The sequence below is a fragment of the Massilia endophytica genome (assembly GCF_021165955.1).
GTDB lineage: Bacteria > Pseudomonadota > Gammaproteobacteria > Burkholderiales > Burkholderiaceae_D > Rugamonas > Rugamonas endophytica.
In genome coordinates, this window is sequence record NZ_CP088952.1 from 1,886,963 (window position 1) to 1,902,882 (window position 15,920).

The window sequence follows — 15,920 nt, forward strand, 5'->3', positions numbered from 1 at the left end:
AGTCAGGCTGCCAGCGAGTCCGCTGGCAGCGGCGCAAGGCGTGCGGTGGCCCCTTCGATAAACGTGGGAGGGAAGCTGCGCTTCTCGGTCTCCGCCGTTCCCGACTCGATCAGGTTCACCAGCAAGTCCGCCGCCGCCAGCGCCATCTTCTGGATGGGCTGGCGCAGCGTCGTCAAGTTGTAGCTCAGCCAGGTCCCGGCTTCCACCGCATCGAAGCCGGTGACCGACATCCTTCCCGGCACATCGATCCCCAGTTCATGGCGCGCCGTTTCCAGGCAGCCGATGGCCATCACATCGTTCCCGCACAGGATCGCATCCGGCGCATGCCCGAGCCGCGTAACGATCTCGCGCGCGCCGCGCGCACCGCTCGCATAGTCGAAGCGGCCCGTGACGATCACGGGAGCGGGCAGGCCCAGTTCCGCGATGCGGTCCGCCGCGCCGCGCCTGCGCTCGTTGGCAATGGGCGAATCCTCAGGCCCCGTAATGATGCCGAAACGGCGATGCCCGGCCGCCGCCAGGCGCGAAGCCATCAGGCGGCCCGACTCGTACTGGTCGCACAGCACGCTGTTCACGGCGCGCTCGTGCATGTTTCGGTTGAAGACCACCAGCGGCACCTGCCGCCGTTCGAATTCCTGCACCTGCGGCTCGCTGAGCGCGGCAGCCGCGATCACGCCGTCCACCTGGTACTGCCACACATCCGTGAGAATCTGTTCCACGTCCGATTCGTGCTGGGTGGTGAACAGCAGCACGCGCTTGCCGCGCCGCGCCAGCTGCTGGCTCAGTTCCGCCAGCGCTTCGGGGTAGTAGTGGATAACGAGATTGGAGATGATCAGCGCAACGATGTTGGAGCGGCGCGTGATCAGGCTGCGCGCTGCGGCATTTGGAATGTAGTCGAGGCCCGCCGCCGCCTTCATCACGCGGGCATAGGTTGATTTGGACACGCTGGCGCCGGGCTTGAAGCAGCGCGATACCGCCGATTGCGATACCCCCGCCACCAGGGCGACGTCATAGGATGTGACGCGGCGGTTCTCCCGCTGGATGGCAGCCTTGTGTTCTGCCGCGCTGGGTGCTGGTGGAGGCGTGTTTTTTCTCATGTGTCGGTGCGTCGCGCCAGGCGACGCAATCGGCCAGCGGTCTTCCATTCATATTGCTGAGCATACCTCCCATCTTACCTAAGGGCAATTATTTCTGAATTTCAAGCATCGGACTGTCGCAAACATGTCTTGCTAACCCAATAACAGCAACAGGGCAATGACAATCGCCAGCACCAGCGGCACGGTGGATGCGGCCCGGCGGCGCCACGCTGGCTGGCGCCAGGTCTGGATGCGGTGAATGCGGATTCCGATACTGCCCTGTTGCGCGTTATGTTTCGCCATCAATTTCCCCTCGCTCGTAAATCCACAAGCGTAGCCGCCCCGTGGCGGGCGCCTTTTGATGTCCCACAAGACGACTCTGCTAAAATGTCGCCCCTTTAGCGGAGCAGGGAGGATGGTAGGTGATGAGCAATGCTTGCGGCGTCGATTTCGGCACCTCCAATTCGACCGTAGGCTGGGTGCGCCCCGGCCAGCCCACCATGCTCCAGCTGGAGGACGGCAAGCCCACGCTGCCTTCCGTCGTCTTCTTCAATGCGGACGACGACGAGGTGAGCTACGGCCGCGCCGCGCTCGCGGATTACCTGGCGGGCTATGAAGGCCGCCTCATGCGCTCGCTCAAAAGCCTGCTGGGCACCAGCCTGATGGAAGGCCAGACGGAGGTGGCGGGGCGGGCCCTGCCGTTCCGTAGCTTGCTGTCCCAGTTCATCGGCGAGCTCAAGCGCCGTGGCGAGCAGGCGGCGGGCCGCAGCTTCGACTCCGTGGTGCTGGGCCGCCCCGTGCATTTCGTGGACGATGACGCGGCCGCGGACCAGACCGCCGAGGACACGCTGGCGGGCATCGCGCGGGCCGTGGGCTTCCGCCATATCGCCTTCCAGTACGAGCCCATCGCGGCAGCCTTCGACTACGAATCCCAGATCTCGCGTGAAGAGCTGGTGCTCATCGCCGACATCGGCGGCGGCACGTCCGACTTTTCGCTGGTGCGCCTGTCGCCCGAGCGGGCCGCGAAGGCCGAGCGGCGCGAGGACATCCTCGCCACGGGCGGCGTGCATATCGGCGGCACGGATTTCGACAAGTACCTGAGCCTCTCCGCCGTGATGCCGCTGCTCGGCTACGGCGGCCAGCTGCTGAGCGGGATCGAGATCCCGTCCAGCTACTACTTCAACCTGGCCACCTGGCACACCATCAACCTGGCCTACACCAAGAAGATGCAGGCCCAGCTGGCCGAACTGGTGCGCGATGCGCGCGAACCGGACAAGCTGCTGCGCCTGCAGGCCCTGATCGAGGAGCGCGCGGGACACTGGCTGGCCATGCAGGTGGAAGAGGCCAAGATCGCGCTCTCGGGCGCGGACAGCACGCTCCTGAATCTCGAGCGCCTGTCGCCGCCCACGGCGCTGGACGTTCCGCGCACGCTCTTCGAGCAATCCATATCGCAGCTGGTGAATACGGTCGGGCAGACGGTCGGCGGCATGCTGGCCGATGCGGGCCTGAAGCCGGAGCAGGTCGATACCATCTTCTTCACGGGCGGTTCGAGCGGCGTGGGCTTGCTGCGCGAGCGCATCGGCGCCCTGGCGCCAGGCGCGCGCAAGGTCGAGGGCGACCTGTTCGGCAGCATTGGCGCGGGCCTGGCGCTCGACGCCGTCCGTAAATTCGGCTAAGGATTTCATGATTTCCCAACCCATTGTGATGCTCGACTTCGAGACCACGGGCCTGTCGCCGGATATGGGCGACCGCATCACCGAAGTCGCCGCGCTGCGCATCGCCGAGGGCAGGGTGGTGGAGCGCTTCGTTTCACTGGTCAACTGCAATGTGCGCATCCCGCCCTTCATCACGAGCCTGACGGGCATCACGCAGCAGATGGTGGACACGGCGCCCCCCGTGGAAGAAGTGCTGCCCGGGCTGCTGGACTTCATCGGCAGCGACGCGCTCTCGGCGCACAACGCCAGCTTCGACGAGAAATTCCTCAAGGCGGAGAGCAGCCGCCTCGGCATGGCGCCCGCGCATCTCGGCACCATCTGCTCGCTCAAGCTCTCGCGCCGCGTGTTCCCCAAGCTGCCGAGCTACAAGCTGGGCAAGCTCAGCGGCCAACTCGGCATCCGCTTCCGCAGCGCGGCCCACCGGGCCGAATCGGACGCGGAAGTGGCGGCCGAAGTGCTGCTGCATATCGGCCGCCATATCGCGCAGCAGTACGGCATCGCGGCAGTGGACCCCGCACTGCTGATCTCGGTGAACAAGCTCGCTGCCGCCAAGGTCGACGGCTGGCTGCAAAAACAATCGGCCTCGGCCGCTCCTGGCGGCGGGCTTTCTTGAGGCCCGTCAAACGGGGCGGAAAAGCGATAGTTAAAATTTAAACAACATCGACGTGCTAGAGGGGGAGCTGGCATGAAGAATACCGATTTGGACGAGGACCGCAGCAGCTTTGCGTGGTTCCTCCAGGCCGCCGAGCAAGGCGACGCCTACGCCCAGTTCAATCTCGCGCTGCTGTACAAGCGCGGCAAGGGTGTGCCGCAGAGTACGGAGCAGGCTTTCTCCTGGATGCGCCTGTCGGCCCAGCAGGGACTGGCCTTCGCGCAGAACCATCTCGGCGCGATGTACTACGACGGCAATGGCGTCAAGCAGGACGACGCGGAAGCCGTGTTCTGGTTCCGCAAAGCTGCCCGCCAGGGCGATCCATCCGCACAGCAGAATCTCGGGCTCATGTACCGCAAGGGGCGCGGCGTGCCGCAAAGCGACGAGATGGCGGCGGGCTGGTTCGCGCGCGCCGCCGAACAGGGTACGGCAGGCGCGCAGAACCTGCTGGGCGAAGCGTATCTGCAAGGCCTGGGCGTGCCGCGCAACTTCCAGCTGGCCATGGCCTGGTTCCGCAAGGCCGCGCTGCAGGACGATCCGCACGCGCAGTTGAATGTGGGCTTCATGTACCGCCACGGGCATGGCGTGGCGCAGAGCGATGTGCATGCCGTGGCGTGGTATCGCCGCGCGGCCCTGCATGGGCTGGCGGTGGCGCAGCGCCATCTCGGCATCGCCTATGCGGAGGGGCGCGGCATCGCCACCGATCTCGAACTGGCCTGCGCCTGGCTGCGCAAGGCGGCGGAGCAGGACGATACGGACGCGCAGTTCAATATGGGCGTGATGCTGGCCAATGGCTTCGGTGTGGAGCGCGACGACGTGGCCGCCGTGAGCTGGTATTCGCGCGCTGCCCAGTCGGGGCATGTGATGGCGCAGTACAACCTGGGCGGCATGTACGCGAACGGGCGCGGGGTCGAGCGCGACCCCGTGTGCGCGCTGGCCTGGTATCGCAAGGCGGCGGAGCAGGGCGCGGCCAATGCCCAGTTCAACGTCGGCGTCATCTACGCCAACGGGCAGGGCGTACCGAAGGACGAAGTGCGGGCGGCAGCCTGGTATCGCTTCGCCGCCGAACAGGGCGACGCCAGCGCGCAGAACAACCTCGGCGTCATGTACGCGAACGGCCAGGGCGTGCCGCAGGACGATGCGGAGGCCGTGCGCTGGTATCGCAAGGCGGCCGAACAGGGCCACGCCCTCGCGCAGTACAACCTGGGCGGCATGTACGGGAACGGCCGCGGCGTCGCGCGCGATCCGGTGCGCTCCTATATGTGGATCACCCTCGCCGCCGAAGCGGGCGACCAGACCGCCAGCAGCAACCGCAAGCTGATCGAGAACCGCCTGACCCAGGAAGAACTCGGCTCCGCCCAGCTCCTCACCCGCCGCTGGCGCGACACCCACCGCGCCTAGCTTGAGCTGAGCCAATATGTGGGAACGGCCTCTCCTCTAGAGTGTTCGAAATTCACCAGAGGAGGCTGCATGTCACAGTTCTACAAATACTTCCGCGAGAATATGGAGGCGCTGAACCTGCCGGCTCCAGAAGGCATCTATGGAACCGTCCAAGGCGCTATTGCGACGGCCAAGCTGTTCGTTTCCGTCCTGGATTCGTTAGGGCCCAAAGCGACGGTGGGCGAGCTGGTCGCAGCAACCACGCGAATGGAGAAGATACTCGTAGTATCCTCGCTCTCGGGTTCCTATTACGTGGGCGCAGTCATCGGCAGCATCGCAGTTGCTACTGGCAGGTCGCTAGCGGGCGGTACCTCGCTTTCCGACGTTCTGGCTTTCGCACTGCGTCATGGAGCTCACCGTCCATGGCTAGTGTCTACACTCCAACAGCGTCCGGTTATCTACGATGCGAAGCTAAAATCAAGGAAGCTGCATGCTGAGCTGGCGAGGCGAAAATGAAGGACTCATTTTATCTTCTGCTCACTGCGATCGTCTGCTCGGCGCTCGCCTGGGCGTTCTGGCACTATGCTGGCGCGAGCGCAATCAGTGCACTGACGTTCGCTGCCCTGCTTGGCGCGATGTCCGATAACTTTCGGCTGCGCCGCCGCCTGAGGGAGCTTGAGCAGGCGCGAGCTTAGGGCCACACGCTGTTCCGGCGGTCGAGGAAGAGGCTGTTGCCGTGGATTTTCTTGGCCTGCTTCTTCGCCTCCGAGGCGGATGTGGCGATCTGGTGGTGGGAGTAGTACTGGTGCGGCTCCACCTTGATCACGCCGAGTGACAGGCTCATCAGCGCGTAGAACACCTTCTTTCCCTGCCGGTCTTCCGAAATATAGCCGCCGCGCTCGCGGTCTTCATTGCTGTAGAACTCCTGCACGCAGGCCGCGAACTCGTCCAGGATGGCGCGGCAGCGCTCTTCCCAGTCCTCGCTCTGGAACAGGATCATGAAGTCGTCCCCGCCGATGTGGCCGACGAAGTCGCGGTCGCGGTCGGAATGGCTGCTCAGGATACGGCCCGCCATCTGGATCACGTCGTCCCCGCGCCGGTAGCCGTAGACGTCGTTGAAGGGCTTGAAGTGGTCGAGGTCGCAGTAGCACACCCAGAAGCGCGTGCCGCTCTCCAGAAGCCGGTCGATATGTTCGTTGATCGGCACATTGCCCGGCAGCTGCGTCAGGGGATTGGCGTAGCGGGCCGCATTGATCTGCATCTGCGTGATCTCGCGCATGAGGTCATGCCCCGTGCCCATGCCCAGGTAGCGTCCCTGGTCCGTGATGATGAAGCCGTTGAACAGGTGGTGCGCATCCGACTCCACCATGCGGAAGGACAACTCCTGCAGGCTGGTGGACTTGTCGGCGATGAGCGGCTTGCTGTCCATGAACTGCTTGCAGGACTTCTTGCCATAGAGCTCGCGCTGGTAGGGCCGGGCGAAATGGTCGATCATCTCGAAGCGCGAGATCAGGCCGAGGGGCACGCCATCATCCACCACGGGAATGATCAGCAGCTTGGGATCGGCCAGGAAGATGTCGTAGACGTCGTTGTTGTTCATGGTGGGCGGCACGGCGGCCACCTTGTGCAGCAGTTTGAGAATGCTGGCCGTATTGGTCTCGGGTGAGCGCTGGGGATAGACCGACACGCCGTTGCGGCTCAGCGCCTTCGCCACTTCGGCGGGCAGCGCCTTGGCCGGAATGGCGTGCGGACGTCCCAGGTGGTAGCCCTGGGCGAAGCCGATGCCCAGGTCGCGCAGCACGAGGAGCTCCGCCTGCTGCTCGATGCCTTCGGCGATCACCAGGGTATGCGATTTCTCCGCAATCTCCTGGATCGAGCGCACGAACTGCAGCTTCACGGGATCGTTATTGATGCCCTGGATGAAGTGCATGTCCACCTTCACGTAATCCGGCCGCAGCTCGGACCACAGGCGCAGGCTGGAGAAGCCTTCGCCCAGGTCGTCGATGGCGATCTGGAAGCCGAGCTGGCGGTAGTGCAGCACGGCGTCGCGCATCTGCTCGTAGTCGTAGGTGGGCTGGTTCTCCGTGATCTCGATAATGAGCTGGCCCGGCTGGAGCCCTGCGCAGCGCACCATTTCGAGCATCTCGCGCTGCTGGCCGTCGCGCTGCGGCAGCAGGCATTCCGGGCTCACGTTCAGGAACAGTTTGCCCGGCAGCTCCAGTTCCGCGAAGCGCTCCAGCACGACGCGGCGGCACAGGAACTCCACTTCCTGCGTCAGCCCGTGGACGCGCGCCGCCTCGAACAGGCGCATGGGCGAGTGCAGGGGACTATCGGAGGGGCCGCGGATCAGGCCTTCGTAGCCGATGATCTCGCCGCTCTGCATCTGCACGATGGGCTGGAACAGCGCGGACAACTGGCGCCCGGCAAGGATGGCATGCAGATGCTCTCCCAGCTGGACGGCTTCCGTGCGTTCCTGTCCGGCCGCCGGGACCAGGAAGCTGATGGTGGCGAGATTCACGGTATAGTCATGAAAGTAACTAGTGTTTCAATGATAGAAACGGTTTGTGACATCTTGATGAATTCCGGCCACAAAGATTGCACGCTTGCACATTGCAGGCGCTACAATGATCTGATGAACTTTTCCAGCCGATATCCCATGCGCCGTCTGGCCGCTCTTATCATTTCCGCTACGGCAAGTGCCGCCGCCTTCGCGTCGGGCGTCACGGTCCAGGTGCAGGACGCCGCCGGCAAGCCCATTGCCGACGCCATCGTCTACGTGGAGGCGGGAGAAGGGCAGGCGCTGCCCAAGCCCCTGAAGTCTGCCGAGATCAGCCAGAAGGGTCTGAAATTCATCCCTCTGGTCACAGTGGTTCAGACCGGCAGTAAGATTTTCTTCCCCAATAACGACAGAGTCCGGCACCACATCTATTCCTTCTCCCCGGCGCACAAGTTCGACCAGAAGCTCTACTCGGGCACCACGGCAGAACCGCAGACCTTCGACAAGGCTGGAACGGTGGTGCTCGGGTGCAATATCCATGACCGCATGCTGGCCTATATCCGCATCGTGGATACGCCGTATTTCGGCAAGACGGATGCGGCAGGCAATGTCCACATCGATCTTCCCGCGGGCGGCAAATTCAGCGTGAAGGCCTGGCACTACGACATGGTGGCGCCGCAGCCGGCCGAACAGTCCGTGGGCGTGAAAGGGGGCGACGCCGCGACGCCGGTCAGCTTCCGCATGCCGATGAAGCCGCCGAGCCACGACGGCGAGCCTTCGCCGTTCAGTAACTATTGAGGGCCATGATGCGTTTTCGCAGTCTGGAAAGCAGGATCGTCACGCTGTTCCTGGTGCTGCTGGTGGTGGTGCAGGTGGTTGGCCTGCTGGTCATCCAGCGCGGCATCGACGCCAACGCGCGCAGCGCCATCAGCTCGGAGCTTGTGAACGGCAGCAAGGTGTTCAGCCGCCTGCTGGAACAGAATGCGCAGAGCCTGCGCTTCGGCGCACGGTTGCTGGCGCGCGACACCGCTTTCCTCGCGGCCATCGGCAATAACGACGAAGACGACCGCGCCACCATCGAATCGGCGCTGGCGAACAGCGGCCGCCGCATCAAGGCCTCGCTTTCCATGCTGGTGAGTTCGGAGCGCAAGATCACGGCATCGGCCGGCGAGGTGAAATCGGCCGGGCTGGAGAAGCTGGTCCTAAGCATGCTCGATAAGGCGGAACAGGCCGACGGGGCCAACGGCATCGCCATTGTGGACCGCCGTCCCTACCAGGTGGTGGTGATGCCCGTGAAGGCGCCCATCACCATCGGCTGGGTAGTGATGGCCTTCCCGATCAACGAGCAGCAAGTGGCTGAAATGCGCCAGATCACAGCGCTGCATGCCTCCATCGTTACGCGCGACGGCAATGGCGAGTGGCTGACGGTGGCATCCACCATGAGCCCCATGCAGACCGGCAGCATGCTGCAGCAGCTGCGAGCCATGCCGCACGCCGCCGAAACCTTCGACCTCGATATCGAAGGCGACCAATACAGCACCCGCATGATGGCGATTGGCGAGGACGGGGGGCAGCGCGCCTTTGTGGTCCTGGCCCGTTCCATCGGCGAGGCGACGGCCGAATATTCCCGCCTCGAACGCTGGCTCATGGCGCTGACGGTGGCGGGCATTATCGTATCCGCCATTGCCAGCATCCTTACCGCCAAGCGCATCGCCCAGCCGCTTGCTGCCCTCGCGCAGACAGCGGAAAGGCTGGAGCGGGGCGACTACAAGGTGCAGATTGAATTCAAGCGCGACGACGAGATCGGCGCGCTGGCCCAGGCCTTCGACAGCATGCGAGACGGTATCGCCAAGCGCGAACAGGAGATCCGCCACCTCGCATATTGGGACACGCTCACCAACCTGCCGAACCGCGCCCAGTTCCTCCTGCTGCTGAACGACGCCATCACCGACGCGCGCCAGCAGGGGGCTAGCGTCTTCGTGCTCATGATGGACCTGGACCGCTTCAAGCACGTGAACGACGTGATGGGCCACAGCTTCGGCGACGCGCTCCTCAAGCAGGTGGGCGGCCGCCTTCAGCTCCTCCTGGCCAACCGCCACGACCTGGGTGCGCAGGTCGCACGCCTGGGCGGCGACGAATTCGCCGTGCTGCTGCCGCGCTCCGCCCGCGAACAGGCCATTGCGGTGGCGGCGGACGTTCTCGCGGCGCTGGAAAGCCCGCTGTCGCTGGACGACCAGATGGTGGACCTGGGCGCGGGCCTGGGCATTGCGGGCTACCCCGAGCATGCGGAAGACGGCGAAGCGCTCCTGAGCATGGCCGAAGTGGCCATGTACACGGCCAAGCAGCGCAACGACGGGGCCGTGGTCTACGACGCATCCATCGACAAGTCCAGCGCGCAGAGCCTGTCGCTGCTCACGGAGCTGCGCAACGCCGTCGAGCGCAACGAGCTGCGCCTGTTCGTGCAGCCCAAGATCAAGCTGGCCGATGGCGCCGTGGTGGGCGTGGAGTCGCTGGTGCGCTGGGTGCATCCCGAACGCGGCAACGTCTTCCCGGACCAGTTCATTCCCTTCGCCGAGCGCACCGGCTTTATCCGCGTGCTGACGCAATGGGTGCTCGACCAGTCGGCCGCGCTTTGTCACAGGATGGGGCAGCAGGGCGTGCATCTGAAAGTGTCCGTGAACCTGTCGACGCGCGACCTCCTGGACCAGGACCTGCCTGCGAAGTTCGCCGCCATCATGGCGCGCCACCAGGTATCGGCAAGCTCCTTCTGCCTGGAGATCACCGAAAGCGCGATCATGGACGACCCGGTGCGCGCCCAGCAGACGCTCGAAGGCCTGCACGCCATGGGCTGCGACCTTTCGATCGACGATTTCGGTACGGGTTATTCCTCGCTGGCCTATTTGAAACGTCTGCCGGTGGATGAACTCAAGATCGACAAGTCCTTCGTGCTGAATATGGAAAGCGACATTGGCGACACCAAGATCGTTCGCTCCACCATCGACCTTGGCCACAATATGGGCCTGCGCGTGGTGGCAGAAGGTATCGAAAGCGAAGCCGCCTGGCGCCTGCTGGCCAAGCTCGGATGCGACCAGGGGCAGGGCTACTTCATGAGCCGTCCCATTCCCGCGGACCAGCTGGCGGGCTGGGTGCAGCAATGGCGCGCGCCGCAGCAGGAAGCGAGTCTGGCCGAATAAAAACTGCCGGAACGGCCTCGCTTGCCGAGCATATTTGTTTCGATCCAAGCTATGATCGTCCGCGTTCGCCTCAATGAAGAGGCGAGAAAAATAACGGGGACAATCCATGCAACTTCGCAGCGCCACTCTCGCACTGACCCTGCTCGCCGCCATTGGCGGCAGCGCCATTGCCCAGACCTGCCCGGCGGGCGGCCAGCCCTTCAGCTATCCCCTGACCAAGAAGGTCGACCAGCAGGACACCTACCACGGCACCATGGTGGCCGATCCCTATCGCTGGCTGGAAGACGGCAACAGCGCCGACACCAAAGCCTGGATCGAAGAACAGAACAAACTGACCTACGGCTACCTGAACCAGATTCCCGCGCGCGAGCAGATCAAGCAGCGCCTGACCAAGCTGTGGAACTTCGAGCGCTACAGCGTACCGTTCAAGGAGGGTGGCCGCTACTTCTACAGCCGCAACGACGGCCTGCAGAACCAGTCCGTTCTCTACACCATGAAGTCCCTGAACGACACGCCGCGCCTGCTGCTCGACCCGAATACGCTGGCGGCCGACGGCACCGTGGCGCTCGCTGGCCTGGCTGTAAGCCCGAACGGCAAATACCTCGCCTACAGCACCGCGGCATCCGGCTCGGACTGGAACGAAATCAAGGTGCGCGACATCGACACCGGCAAGGACGTGGCGGACCACATCAAATGGGTCAAGTTCTCCAACACCGCATGGGCCCATGACGGCAGCGGCTTCTATTACAGCCGCTACGACGAACCCACCGAAGCGCAGCGCCTCTCCGGCGTCAACTACTTCCAGAAGGTGTACTTTCACAAGCTGGGCACCGAGCAGTCGAAGGACGTGCTGGTGTACGACCGCCCGGACCAGAAGGAATGGGGCTTTGGCGCCAACGTGACGGACGACGGCCGCTATCTCGTCATCACCTCCTCGCAGGGCACGGAAACGCGCAACCGCGTCTTCTACAAGGACCTGAAACAGAAGGACGCGAAAGTGACCGGCCTGCTCGAAGGCTTCGACGCATCCTATGAGTTCATCGACAACGACGGCCCCGTGTTCTACTTCGTCACCGACAAGAACGCGCCGAAGTCGCGCATCATCGCCATCGACACGCGCAAACCTGCGCCGGACCAGTGGAAAGAGATCGTGCCTGAGTCCTCGGCCACGCTCACCGGCGCCAACATGGTCAACAACCAGCTCGTGGCCAAGTACCTGACGGACGCGCACAGCGCCGTGAAGGTCTTCGACCTGAAAGGCAAACCGGTACGCGACGTGACGCTGCCGGGCCTTGGATCGGCGGCAGGCTTTGGCGGCAAGCGCAGCGACAGCGAAACCTTCTTCTCCTACACCAGCTTCACCACGCCAACGACCATCTACCGCTACGACCTGAAGACGGGCGCCAGCAGCATCTACCGCCAGCCGAAAGTCGAATTCGACCCGAACGCGTATGAAACGCGCCAGGAATTCTTCACCAGCAAGGACGGCACCAAGGTCCCGATGTTCATCGTGGCGAAGAAAGGCCTGAAGCTGGACGGCAGCAACCCCACCTACCTCTATGGCTACGGCGGCTTCAACATCTCCCTGACGCCGACCTTCTCGGTCGCGAACCTCGCGTGGCTGGAAATGGGCGGCGTGTACGTGATGGCCAATCTGCGCGGCGGCGGAGAGTACGGCGAAGCGTGGCACAAGGCGGGCACCAAGCTGCAGAAGCAGAACGTCTTCGACGACTTCATTGGCGCTGCCGAATGGCTGATCGCCAACAAGGTCACCTCGCCATCCAAGCTCTCGATTGGCGGCGGCAGCAATGGCGGCCTGCTGGTGGGTGCGGCGATGACCCAGCGTCCCGAACTGTTTGGCGCCGCGCTGCCTGCGGTCGGCGTGATGGACATGCTGCGCTTCCACAAGTTCACGATCGGCTGGGCATGGACGTCGGACTACGGCTCGGCGGACAATGCTGACGAATTCAAGGCTCTCGTGAAATACTCCCCGCTGCACAACATCAAGGCAGGCGGCTGCTATCCGGCGACGATGATCACCACGGCCGACCACGACGACCGCGTGGTACCCGCGCACAGCTTCAAGTTCGCGGCGGCCGCGCAGGCGGGGCAGGGCGGCGCGGCGCCGATCCTGATCCGCATCGAAACGAAGGCCGGCCACGGAGCGGGCAAGCCCACCTCCAAGCAGATTGACGAAGTCGCCGACCGCTGGGGCTTCCTCACCCGCGCCCTCAACATGACTCCCGCCAACACCGCCACCGGCGCCCCCTGAACGGGCGCTGAGGGACAAACGGTCCAGTTCGTGTCCACTTCTGGTGCCAGGGAAGAAATGTGGACACGACCTCAGCCGTACCGAGGCTAGCGCTCAGTCCGTGTCCAAAAATCTTCCCTGGCACCAGAAGTGGACACGGGCTCGGCTGTATTAGCGGTGGATGACGACGAGGAGGGCTTTGGCTTCGGTTTTGCCGGGGTTGCGGATGGCGTGGGCCTGGTCGGCCGGGTAGCGGGCGGTGCCGCCGAGCTTGATTTTCTTGCGGTGCGCGCCAACTTCGATTTCCATCGCACCATGCAGTAGTGTCAGGTGCTCAGTCGTGCCCGGATCGTGGGGCTGGGAAACCAGTTCGCCGCCTGGCGCGAGCGTCAGTTCGTACCATTCGTGCTTCCCGGCCAGCTCCATCGGGCCAAGGATGCGCAGCACGTAGCCAGCGTGATGGCCGGGCAGGGTGGGGGTCTCGTGGGCGTCCACAACTCTTATCGTTTCGACATCCTTTTCGCCGTCCGCCAGCAGTTCGCTGATCGCCACCCCCAGCGCGTTGGCCAGCCGCCAGGTAATGGCAATGGTGGGGTTGGCCTTCTCGCGCTCGATCTGGGACAGCATGGACTTGGAAACGCCGGCAATCCGCGACAGGTCTTCCAGCGTCAATCCACGCGCCAGGCGCAGTCTTTGCAGGGCGGCGCCCACCTCGGGCGGGGCGTTGGCGGAAATAGTTGGTTTCATACGGTATGGATGGCTTGCAAAGTTCAATATGCTTATGTAGTATTCGCTATATTGAACGTGAGTTCAAAATAGTGGAATCCGGAGCGGTTATCGAAAAAGGAGTAAACTTCGAAACCGGTTCTCTGGAGAAGCACGGTACAACATTGGCAATATCCGGTCAAGCAAGCGGAAACCCACCTGTCCTGAGGAAGAATCATGAGCGAGCAAGCAAAGAACGCGTTTTACAGTGGCCTGAAACAGAACCTGGATACGCTGCGCGAGCAGGGTTTGTACAAGCCGGAACGCGTGCTCGCCTCGCGCCAGGGGGCGGAAGTGACCAGCGAGGACGGGCGCACCCTCATTAATATGTGCGCCAATAATTACCTCGGCCTGTCGGGCCAGGAGTGGGTGGCCCAGGCGTCCATCGCCGCCACCGAGCAGTATGGCTATGGCCTGTCCTCCGTGCGCTTCATCTGCGGCACGCAGACGGTGCACAAGCAGCTGGAGCAGGCCATCTCCAAGTTCCTGGGCACCGAGGACACCATTCTTTACGCGGCGGCCTTCGATGCGAACGGCGGCGTCTTCGAGCCCCTGTTCGACGAGAACGACGCCATCATCTCCGATGCGCTGAACCACGCGTCCATCATCGACGGCATCCGCCTGTGCAAGGCAGCCCGCTTCCGCTATGCGCACAACGACATGGCGGACCTGGAAACCCAGCTGAAGGCCGCCAGCGATAAACGCCACAAGATCATCGTCACCGACGGCGTGTTTTCCATGGACGGCACGATCGCCCAGCTGGACAAGATCGTCGCGCTGGCCGAGCAGTACGGCGCCCTGGTGATGATCGACGAGTGCCACGCCTCCGGCTTCATGGGCAAGACCGGCCGCGGCACGCACGAGCATCACAATGTGGTGGGCAAGATCGACATCATCACCGGCACCCTGGGCAAAGCCCTGGGCGGCGCCATGGGCGGCTTCACCTCCGGCCGCAAGGAAGTGATCGATACGCTGCGCCAGAAGTCCCGTCCTTACCTGTTCTCCAACACCCTAGCGCCTTCCATTGCGGGCGCCTCGCTGGAAGTGCTGAAGCGCCTGAGCGCATCGACCGAACTGCGCGACCGCCTGCACGAGAACACCGCATACTTCCGCAAGGAGATCGAGCGCATCGGCTTCACCATCAAGCCCGGTACGCACCCTGTTGTGCCGGTGATGCTCTTCGATGCGCCCGTGGCGCAGAAGTTCGCGGCACGAATGTACGAGTTGGGCGTGCTGCTCAGCGGGTTCTTCTACCCTGTGGTGCCGATGGGCCAGGCGCGCGTGCGCGTCCAGCTCTCCGCCGCCCACACCCGCGAGCAACTGGACAAGGTGCTGGCCGCTTTTGAGCAGGCTGGCAAGGAACTCGGCATTCTCAAGAACTGAACAGGATCAAGCATGGAACGAATTCTAGTCATCGGCGCAAATGGACAGATCGGCAGTGAGCTGGTCGAGGCGCTCGCAGCGAAGCACGGCGCACAGAACGTGATCGCCACCGATATCAGCCCGAAGAACCTGTATAACGCGGCCCGCTACCAGGTGCTGAATGTGCTCGACAAGGATGCGCTGGGCGCCCTCGTCGCGCAGGAGAACATCACGCAGGTGTACCAGCTGGCAGCCATGTTGTCCGCCACTGGCGAAGCTGCGCCCCTGAAGGCCTGGACGCTGAACATGGACGGCCTGCTGAACATTCTCGAAGTGGCGCGCGAGCGCGGCGAGGCGGGCAAGCCGCTGCGCGTGTTCTGGCCATCGTCCATTGCCGCCTTCGGCCCGAACACCCCGGCCGACAATACGCCGCAGATGACCGTGATGGACCCGACCACCATCTACGGCATCAGCAAGCTGGCAGGCGAACGCCTGTGCGAGTACTACCACAGCAAGTACGGCGTGGACGTCCGCAGCATCCGCTACCCGGGCATCATCAGCTTCAAGTCGCCTCCGGGCGGCGGCACCACGGACTACGCCATCGCCATCTTCCATGCGGCGCTGCGCGGCGAGACCTACGAGTGCTTCCTCGGCCCGAAGACCACGCTGCCGATGATCTACATGCCCGACGCCATCCGCGCCACCATCGAACTGATGGAAGCTCCGGCGGACAAGGTGAAAATCCGTTCCTCCTACAACGTGGCGGGCGTATCCTTCAACCCAGAGCAGCTGGCCGCCGCGATCAAGAAGGCGGTGCCCGATTTCAGCATCGCCTACAAGCCGGACAGCCGCCAGGCCATCGCCGATACCTGGCCAAAGAGCCTGGACGACGCAACCGCCACCGCCGACTGGGGCTGGAAAGCCCGCATCGGCGTGGACGAGATGGTGAAGGACATGCTGGCCAATATCGACGTCAAGGTCGGAGAACCGGCCTGACATATAAAGCAGTACCCATAAATATAAAGTGAGAC

The 15,920-nt window shown here is 63.6% G+C and carries 14 protein-coding genes; 10 read left to right on the forward strand and 4 right to left on the reverse strand.

Going from position 1 to position 15,920, the window contains the following annotated elements; all coding sequences use genetic code 11:
* Positions 1 to 2 precede the first annotated feature (2 nt).
* On the reverse strand, positions 3 to 1,094 hold the full coding sequence (locus tag LSQ66_RS08505; protein WP_231769353.1) for a LacI family DNA-binding transcriptional regulator: 1,092 nt from the start codon (positions 1,092 to 1,094) through the stop codon (positions 3 to 5).
* A 132-nt stretch (positions 1,095 to 1,226) separates the two neighbouring features.
* The gene (locus tag LSQ66_RS08510; protein WP_231769354.1) at positions 1,227 to 1,376 is read right to left on the reverse strand and encodes a hypothetical protein; all 150 of its coding nucleotides are present in this window, start codon (positions 1,374 to 1,376) and stop codon (positions 1,227 to 1,229) included.
* A 122-nt stretch (positions 1,377 to 1,498) separates the two neighbouring features.
* On the opposite strand from LSQ66_RS08510, the gene LSQ66_RS08515 reads away from it, so the two are divergent.
* The 5 genes from LSQ66_RS08515 (at position 1,499) to LSQ66_RS08540 (ending at position 5,515) form a co-directional block, all read left to right on the forward strand.
* Entirely contained in the window at positions 1,499 to 2,749 is a 1,251-nt protein-coding gene (locus LSQ66_RS08515; protein ID WP_231769355.1) for an Hsp70 family protein, read from the forward strand.
* 7 nt (positions 2,750 to 2,756) lie between these two features.
* Entirely contained in the window at positions 2,757 to 3,401 is a 645-nt protein-coding gene (locus LSQ66_RS08520) for a 3'-5' exonuclease (protein ID WP_231769356.1), read from the forward strand.
* Between the two features lie 72 nt (positions 3,402 to 3,473).
* Positions 3,474 to 4,841, forward strand: a complete 1,368-nt coding sequence (locus LSQ66_RS24700; RefSeq protein WP_269449158.1) for a tetratricopeptide repeat protein — start codon at positions 3,474 to 3,476, stop codon at positions 4,839 to 4,841.
* A gap of 69 nt (positions 4,842 to 4,910) precedes the next feature.
* Positions 4,911 to 5,336: a hypothetical protein gene (locus LSQ66_RS08535; protein WP_231769357.1), complete on the forward strand. Its 426-nt coding sequence runs from the start codon at positions 4,911 to 4,913 to the stop codon at positions 5,334 to 5,336.
* Positions 5,333 to 5,515 (forward strand): hypothetical protein, encoded by a 183-nt coding sequence (locus tag LSQ66_RS08540; RefSeq protein WP_231769358.1) that lies wholly within the window; start codon positions 5,333 to 5,335, stop codon positions 5,513 to 5,515. Before LSQ66_RS08535 ends, LSQ66_RS08540 begins: the two co-directional genes overlap by 4 nt.
* Here the strand turns inward: LSQ66_RS08540 and LSQ66_RS08545 are convergent.
* Positions 5,512 to 7,314: a GGDEF domain-containing protein gene (locus tag LSQ66_RS08545; RefSeq protein WP_407659632.1), complete on the reverse strand. Its 1,803-nt coding sequence runs from the start codon at positions 7,312 to 7,314 to the stop codon at positions 5,512 to 5,514. The genes LSQ66_RS08540 and LSQ66_RS08545 overlap by 4 nt on opposite strands.
* Positions 7,315 to 7,452: 138 nt before the next feature.
* On the opposite strand from LSQ66_RS08545, the gene LSQ66_RS08550 reads away from it, so the two are divergent.
* The 3 genes from LSQ66_RS08550 to LSQ66_RS08560 all read left to right on the forward strand — a co-directional run bounded on the left by LSQ66_RS08550 (position 7,453) and on the right by LSQ66_RS08560 (position 12,783).
* Positions 7,453 to 8,115: a methylamine utilization protein gene (locus LSQ66_RS08550; RefSeq protein WP_231769359.1), complete on the forward strand. Its 663-nt coding sequence runs from the start codon at positions 7,453 to 7,455 to the stop codon at positions 8,113 to 8,115.
* Positions 8,116 to 8,123: 8 nt separating this feature from the next.
* Entirely contained in the window at positions 8,124 to 10,511 is a 2,388-nt protein-coding gene (locus tag LSQ66_RS08555) for a putative bifunctional diguanylate cyclase/phosphodiesterase (protein ID WP_231770077.1), read from the forward strand.
* 106 nt (positions 10,512 to 10,617) lie between these two features.
* A complete protein-coding gene (locus tag LSQ66_RS08560) occupies positions 10,618 to 12,783 on the forward strand; it encodes a prolyl oligopeptidase family serine peptidase (protein WP_231769360.1) in 2,166 nt (721 codons plus the stop codon).
* A gap of 150 nt (positions 12,784 to 12,933) precedes the next feature.
* Here LSQ66_RS08560 and LSQ66_RS08565 read toward each other — a convergent pair whose 3' ends face one another.
* A complete protein-coding gene (locus LSQ66_RS08565; RefSeq protein WP_231769361.1) occupies positions 12,934 to 13,509 on the reverse strand; it encodes a helix-turn-helix domain-containing protein in 576 nt (191 codons plus the stop codon).
* Between the two features lie 195 nt (positions 13,510 to 13,704).
* On the opposite strand from LSQ66_RS08565, the gene kbl reads away from it, so the two are divergent.
* Positions 13,705 to 14,910 carry a glycine C-acetyltransferase gene (gene kbl / locus LSQ66_RS08570; protein ID WP_231769362.1) on the forward strand — a complete coding sequence of 402 codons (1,206 nt, stop codon included), beginning with the start codon at positions 13,705 to 13,707 and terminating at the stop codon, positions 14,908 to 14,910.
* Positions 14,911 to 14,922: 12 nt separating this feature from the next.
* A complete protein-coding gene (locus LSQ66_RS08575; protein ID WP_231769363.1) occupies positions 14,923 to 15,885 on the forward strand; it encodes an NAD-dependent epimerase/dehydratase family protein in 963 nt (320 codons plus the stop codon).
* The last annotated feature ends 35 nt before the right edge of the window (positions 15,886 to 15,920 follow it).